The organism is Staphylococcus agnetis, assembly GCF_002901865.1.
Classification (GTDB): domain Bacteria; phylum Bacillota; class Bacilli; order Staphylococcales; family Staphylococcaceae; genus Staphylococcus; species Staphylococcus agnetis.
Genome location: NZ_PPQF01000100.1, coordinates 1 through 5,427, shown reverse-complemented (window position 1 = coordinate 5,427; position 5,427 = coordinate 1). Strand labels below are relative to the sequence as shown.

Genomic DNA, 5,427 nt, shown 5'->3' with positions numbered 1-5,427 from the left:
TGAGCATGAAATGAAAAAGCCAGCGCCTTTAGACGCTAGCCGGTAAAGCGGGCTTATAGCCCAAGAGCAAACCACCCGTTTTACGGGTGGTCCTGATTGAGTAAATATTGAGGACATACAATCTTAAAGTTTACTCCGCTTCTTTAATATCTTCTAATATATTTTCAAAGTCTATATCTTTCTCTAAAAAAGAAGAGGTTGTAGGAAGGATTTGGTGAAATTGTGTACAATTTTGGATTTCAACGCGTACATTTATCGTTTCAAAGTCTAGAACATGAACTAAAAATGTCTGATCTTGTGATAAAAAATGCGCGTGAAAACCGCCTGAACCTACACCATGGTAATAGTCTGGTGTATAAAATGCGATAATCGTACCTTCTACTTGATTGCATTGATATTCAGGTTGTTGACGTGCGGATTCAACTAACTTTCTATACGGTGGATCTTGCTTTGGCATGACACGCCCATGCATGTGTTTAAAACGACCACTGATTTTAACAACTGAAAATAAATTTTTACTCCGCATCATTTGACGAATTTTCTCATACAGCGTTTTTTCATTATCTTGTTGACTATGAAATGTTGAGTCGGCATGAAAATCAACCATATTAGCGTAAGGAAGGCGTGCATCATCCGCTAAAATGCGTACTTTTTCATCTGTAGCACTAATGTGATACGCGATACCATCTTGTATCATCACTTCTCCATCACCACCTTCTAACGTCCCAATTCCATAATTGCCATAGCGTAACATCTCACCGATAGAAGTTGTTCCCTCGAGTGCACCTGTCATAATTACACCTAATGTACCGTGTTGATAAATCGTATGTGAAAGCATACAAAGACACCCCTTCAAAGTTTCATTTATTTTATTATACCTCTATTTAAATTCCTATTTTTAAACAACTTGTGTCATTTCAACATTTTATGAGATCATTTATAATAAAATTAATGTTTTGAAAAAGGGGCTGTATGTCAATGAAAAAACAAATTCCAGTTGTGGGTGCAATTATTTTTAATCAAAATCAAGTGTTATGCGCTCAGAGAAGCGAAACGATGAGTTTACCACTTATGTGGGAATTTCCAGGTGGTAAAATTGAAGATGGTGAAAGTGACATCGATGCTTTGAAACGTGAAATTCGTGAAGAAATGAAATGTGATTTAGAAGTGGGCGAAAAAGTAACTACAACGACGTATGAATATGATTTTGCGATTATTCAACTTACAACTTATCGTTGTAAATTGAAGTCTCAATTGCCTATCTTAACAGAACATCAAGCGATTAAGTGGTTGAATAAAAAAGACTTGAAAGTGTTAAATTGGGCACCGGCTGACATTCCAGCTGTAGACTTGATAGTGAATGAGGGATAGTCATGGAACATCTTATACGTGATATTACGCAATCACTACATAAAGGATTTATTGATCGCTCTTCAGAGCACCTTGGCAACTTTATGCCTAAACTACTTATTAATAATCGTGAACAAAACGTACTTGCCACAATTATTGATGAATTACATAAATGTAAAAGCTTTTCTATTTCAGTGGCATTTATTACTGAAAGTGGTCTAGCGAGTCTAAAAGCACATTTATATGAGTTAAAGCAACGTGGTATAACGGGACGTATTTTAACGTCTAATTATTTATCATTTAATAACCCAAAAATGTACCAGGAATTATTAAAATTAGAAAATGTTGAAGTTCGTGTAACGAATGTAAGTGGTTTTCATGCGAAAGGTTATATATTTGATCATGATTATCATACGTCGCTTATCATTGGAAGTTCTAATTTGACTTCCAACGCATTAAAAGTGAATTATGAACATAACATTTTATTATCTTCGCACCGTAATGGTGATATTGTTTATAAAGTGAAACAACAATTTGATCAATTATGGGAAGAAAGTGAACCTTTATCACATGAATGGATAGAAACATATCAAATGATATATCAGCCTAAACCATTTAAACGATTATTAGAAGTTGAGAAAGCACAGTTAGATATACAACAAAAGTTAAAACATGCGCAAACCATAGTGCCGAATATGATGCAGCGTGAGGCTTTGAAATCACTAAGTGAAATTAGGGCGCGAGGAGAAGAACGAGCACTTATTGTCTCAGCAACTGGTACTGGGAAAACCATTATGTCAGCATTAGACGTCCGTGCATATCAACCTCAACAATTTTTATTTATTGTTCACAATGAGGGGATACTACGTAGAGCGATGGAAGACTACCAAAAAGTGTTAGCTGATGAACCGGAATCAGCATTCGGGCTTTTGACAGGAAATCAAAAGAATTTAGGTGCAAAGTATGTATTTGCGACGATACAGACGGTTTCAAAGCCAGAGGTATTCGAGCACATCGCTCCGAAACATTTTGAATATATTGTATTTGATGAAGCACACCGTGCAGCTGCTGGTTCTTATCAACGTGTCTTTGATTATTTTAAGCCTAAATTTATGTTAGGGATGACAGCGACGCCTGAGCGAAATGATACACTTAATGTGTTTGAAGCATTTCACTATAATGTCGCATATGAAATACGATTACAAGAAGCTCTTGAGAATGATATACTCTGCCCATTTCATTATTTTGGAGTAACTGATTATATAGCGAATGGTGTCACAATTGATGATACAGAATCCCTTCAAAAGCTCACATCTGATTCACGACTGAACCATGTACTTGAAAAAACAAATTATTATGGATATTCAGGAACTGAGTTGAAAGGGTTAATTTTTGTAAGTCGAAAAGATGAGGCATATGAACTTGCATCAAAGTTGTCTCAACGTGGTATTCCCTCCATTGCGCTTACGGGTGAAGATAAACAGGTAAGACGTTTAGAGGTGATTCAACAATTAAAGCAGGGTGAAATAAACTATATAATTACAGTTGATTTATTCAATGAAGGAATTGATATTCCAGAGGTCAATCAAGTCGTCATGTTAAGAGCAACTGCATCAAGTATCATTTTTGTTCAACAACTTGGTCGAGGGTTACGAAAAAGCAGTAACAAGGAATATGTAACGGTTATTGACTTTATAGGTAATTATAAAAATAATTATTTGATTCCTATCGCTTTATCAGGTAATCAGTCTCAAAACAAAGATACGTATCGAAAATTCTTAACCGACTCCGCGGTGTTGAATGGTGTTTCTACCATTAATTTTGAAGAAATCGCCAAAAAGAAAATTTATGAGTCTTTAAATGACGCTAAGCTAAACGCTATGACGAATTTAAAAGAAGCATATTTTAACGTGAAACAACGTATTGGGCACGTTCCACTCATGATGGATTTTGTAGATCAACATTCAATAGATCCATTAGTAATTACATCTAATTCTAGTGTCAAACATTATCATATGTTTTTAGAAAAATTAAAAGAAACAGAAGTTATTTTGACTGATAATGCATCAAAAAATTTAGTGTTTCTAACGCGAGAAGTAGCACCAGGTTTAAAAAGTGTTGAACATTATGTTTTATGGCGTTTATTAGAAGGAGAGGCGCGCATCAATGAACTTTGGGATTATGTATTAGAGTTTGACAATAGTATCACTTTAAATGATATTTATATGGCGTGTCGTATGTTAGATTTAAGTTTTTTTAGTAAAACAATTGATAAAACATATGGGAAGCCTTTGATTACTATAGACGAGGATGTTGTTTACTTATCTGATACGTTTAAAACACAACTTCAACATGAAAAATATAGAGATTATGTAGAAGATATTTTAAGGCTCGCTCAATATAATAATGAAATGTATCAAGATGGGCAAAGTGATTTGATTTTATATCAAAAATATTCACGTAAAGACTTTTTAAAAATTAAAAATTTTCTAAGTGACGAGTCTTCGACAGTTTATGGTTATAAAGTAAAAGAAGATATGATTCCTATATTTGTAACTTATCATAAACAAGATGATATAAGTGAAACGACGCAATATGAAGATGAATTTTTAAGTCAAAATGAGTTGAAATGGTTTACAAAATCAAATCGACGTATGATGGCGGAGGAAGTTCAAAAAATACTAAATCATCAAACAGCAAATAGAGAAATTTATATTTTTGTTAAAAAAGAAGACGCAGAAGGCACACAATTCTATTATTTAGGAACTGCTCATGTGATACCAGAAACGGCTGAACAAACAACAATGCCGAATGGTGCGCCAGTTGTTACGATGCATCTTACATTGAATACACCGGTACGTGATGATATTTATCGCTATTTAGTAGAAAATTAATGAGTATAAACGTAATAAGGCATGTAGGTAGCTATATTAGTCCTTATTACGTTTTTATTTTAGTAAATAAAACTATGATATATTTAATATAATCCAAATAAATGAGGTGAAGCGGATGGTTAAGATTAGGCGTAAAGCACTCAAAGATATTCCAGAAATCGCGAAAATCCATTACGTATCATATATACATACGTATAAAGGGATTTTGCCAGAAGCACATCTAGAGGATCAAACAGAAGCAGGTTATCTCAAGAAACATCAAATGTTTAATACAGATTGCCTTATAGCTGAAGTGGACCACCAAATTGTAGGTTTTATTATGTATGGCCCTTCAAAAGATGACGATTTAAATGATACTTTTGAAATTTATACGATTTATCTTTTGCCGGAATATCAACATAAAGGCATTGGAACAGAGTTAATGAAACATGCTGAAGATGATATGAAATCATATGTTAACAAGTGTTCACTTTGGGTCGTTGATATGAATTTTGATACCATTCAATTTTATGAAAAACATGGTTATCAATTTGATGGCGAAGAAATTGAAGATGAAGGATTTAGAGAACAACGTATGGTCAAAAAGTTATAGTATTTGAGGATGTGTGTGACATATTTTTAATGGGGTGACACATGAAAAGGATATTTTTGCCTTATGAGTGGTTGGCATTTATTCTTGGAACGATTATTTTAATGATTCTATGTTTAAACATGCTCCAAATCATTCAATTTAATTTATCGATAAAATTTATCTTGCAAGCGCTCATTATTTTGACTATAGGGGTTATTTCTATACGTACGAGAAAGTGGCTCGGCATTTTCTCGTTAATTGTTGGCGTTGTGCTGTTAATCATATCTTTTATCAGTTATTTGCAATAAGTACATTTACTTCACGAATGATGTAGATGTGCTTTTTTATTTCAACATTTACATTCAATGAGTGGGATGATTGATCAATAAGGACGTGTCCATCATCGTTGCCGTTAAACATAACAATGTAATCTAAAATAATTGAGAAATAGCCAAGATTAAAAATAAAATTTTTGTCGTGAATATCACGCAATAAGTAACAATCGATTATACAAGAATCGTTTTGTGTAAAGTGTATTTTTGTTAAAAGTATGCTTCTGATTTTCACTTAAAATGTCATTTTTAAAATGCAGTAACATAGTAAGTCTATAAA

Annotated in this window: 5 protein-coding genes; 4 read left to right on the top strand and 1 reads right to left on the bottom strand. The window is 33.4% G+C overall.

Annotation, left to right across the window (positions count from 1 at the left end; genetic code table 11):
• Positions 1-130: 130 nt before the first annotated feature.
• Entirely contained in the window at positions 131-838 is a 708-nt protein-coding gene (gene budA, locus CD172_RS11840) for an acetolactate decarboxylase (RefSeq protein WP_060551881.1), read from the bottom strand.
• Between the two features lie 140 nt (positions 839-978).
• On the opposite strand from budA, the gene CD172_RS11835 reads away from it, so the two are divergent.
• From CD172_RS11835 to CD172_RS12625, 4 genes are all read left to right on the top strand, one after another.
• Positions 979-1,371 (top strand): (deoxy)nucleoside triphosphate pyrophosphohydrolase, encoded by a 393-nt coding sequence (locus CD172_RS11835; protein WP_103346461.1) that lies wholly within the window; start codon positions 979-981, stop codon positions 1,369-1,371.
• 2 nt (positions 1,372-1,373) lie between these two features.
• Positions 1,374-4,244: a DEAD/DEAH box helicase gene (locus CD172_RS11830; RefSeq protein ID WP_103346460.1), complete on the top strand. Its 2,871-nt coding sequence runs from the start codon at positions 1,374-1,376 to the stop codon at positions 4,242-4,244.
• Between the two features lie 115 nt (positions 4,245-4,359).
• Entirely contained in the window at positions 4,360-4,836 is a 477-nt protein-coding gene (locus CD172_RS11825) for a GNAT family N-acetyltransferase (RefSeq protein WP_103346459.1), read from the top strand.
• A 41-nt stretch (positions 4,837-4,877) separates the two neighbouring features.
• Positions 4,878-5,123 (top strand): hypothetical protein, encoded by a 246-nt coding sequence (locus tag CD172_RS12625; protein ID WP_105988572.1) that lies wholly within the window; start codon positions 4,878-4,880, stop codon positions 5,121-5,123.
• Positions 5,124-5,427: the final 304 nt, after the last annotated feature.

Excerpts from the sequence above, each read along its gene's own strand:
- budA (WP_060551881.1), bottom strand. The coding sequence starts at position 838 with ATGCTTTCACATACGATTTATCAACACGGTACATTAGGTGTAATTATG.
- CD172_RS11835 (WP_103346461.1), top strand. The coding sequence starts at position 979 with ATGAAAAAACAAATTCCAGTTGTGGGTGCAATTATTTTTAATCAAAAT.
- CD172_RS11830 (WP_103346460.1), top strand. The coding sequence starts at position 1,374 with ATGGAACATCTTATACGTGATATTACGCAATCACTACATAAAGGATTT.
- CD172_RS11825 (WP_103346459.1), top strand. The coding sequence starts at position 4,360 with ATGGTTAAGATTAGGCGTAAAGCACTCAAAGATATTCCAGAAATCGCG.
- CD172_RS12625 (WP_105988572.1), top strand. The coding sequence starts at position 4,878 with ATGAAAAGGATATTTTTGCCTTATGAGTGGTTGGCATTTATTCTTGGA.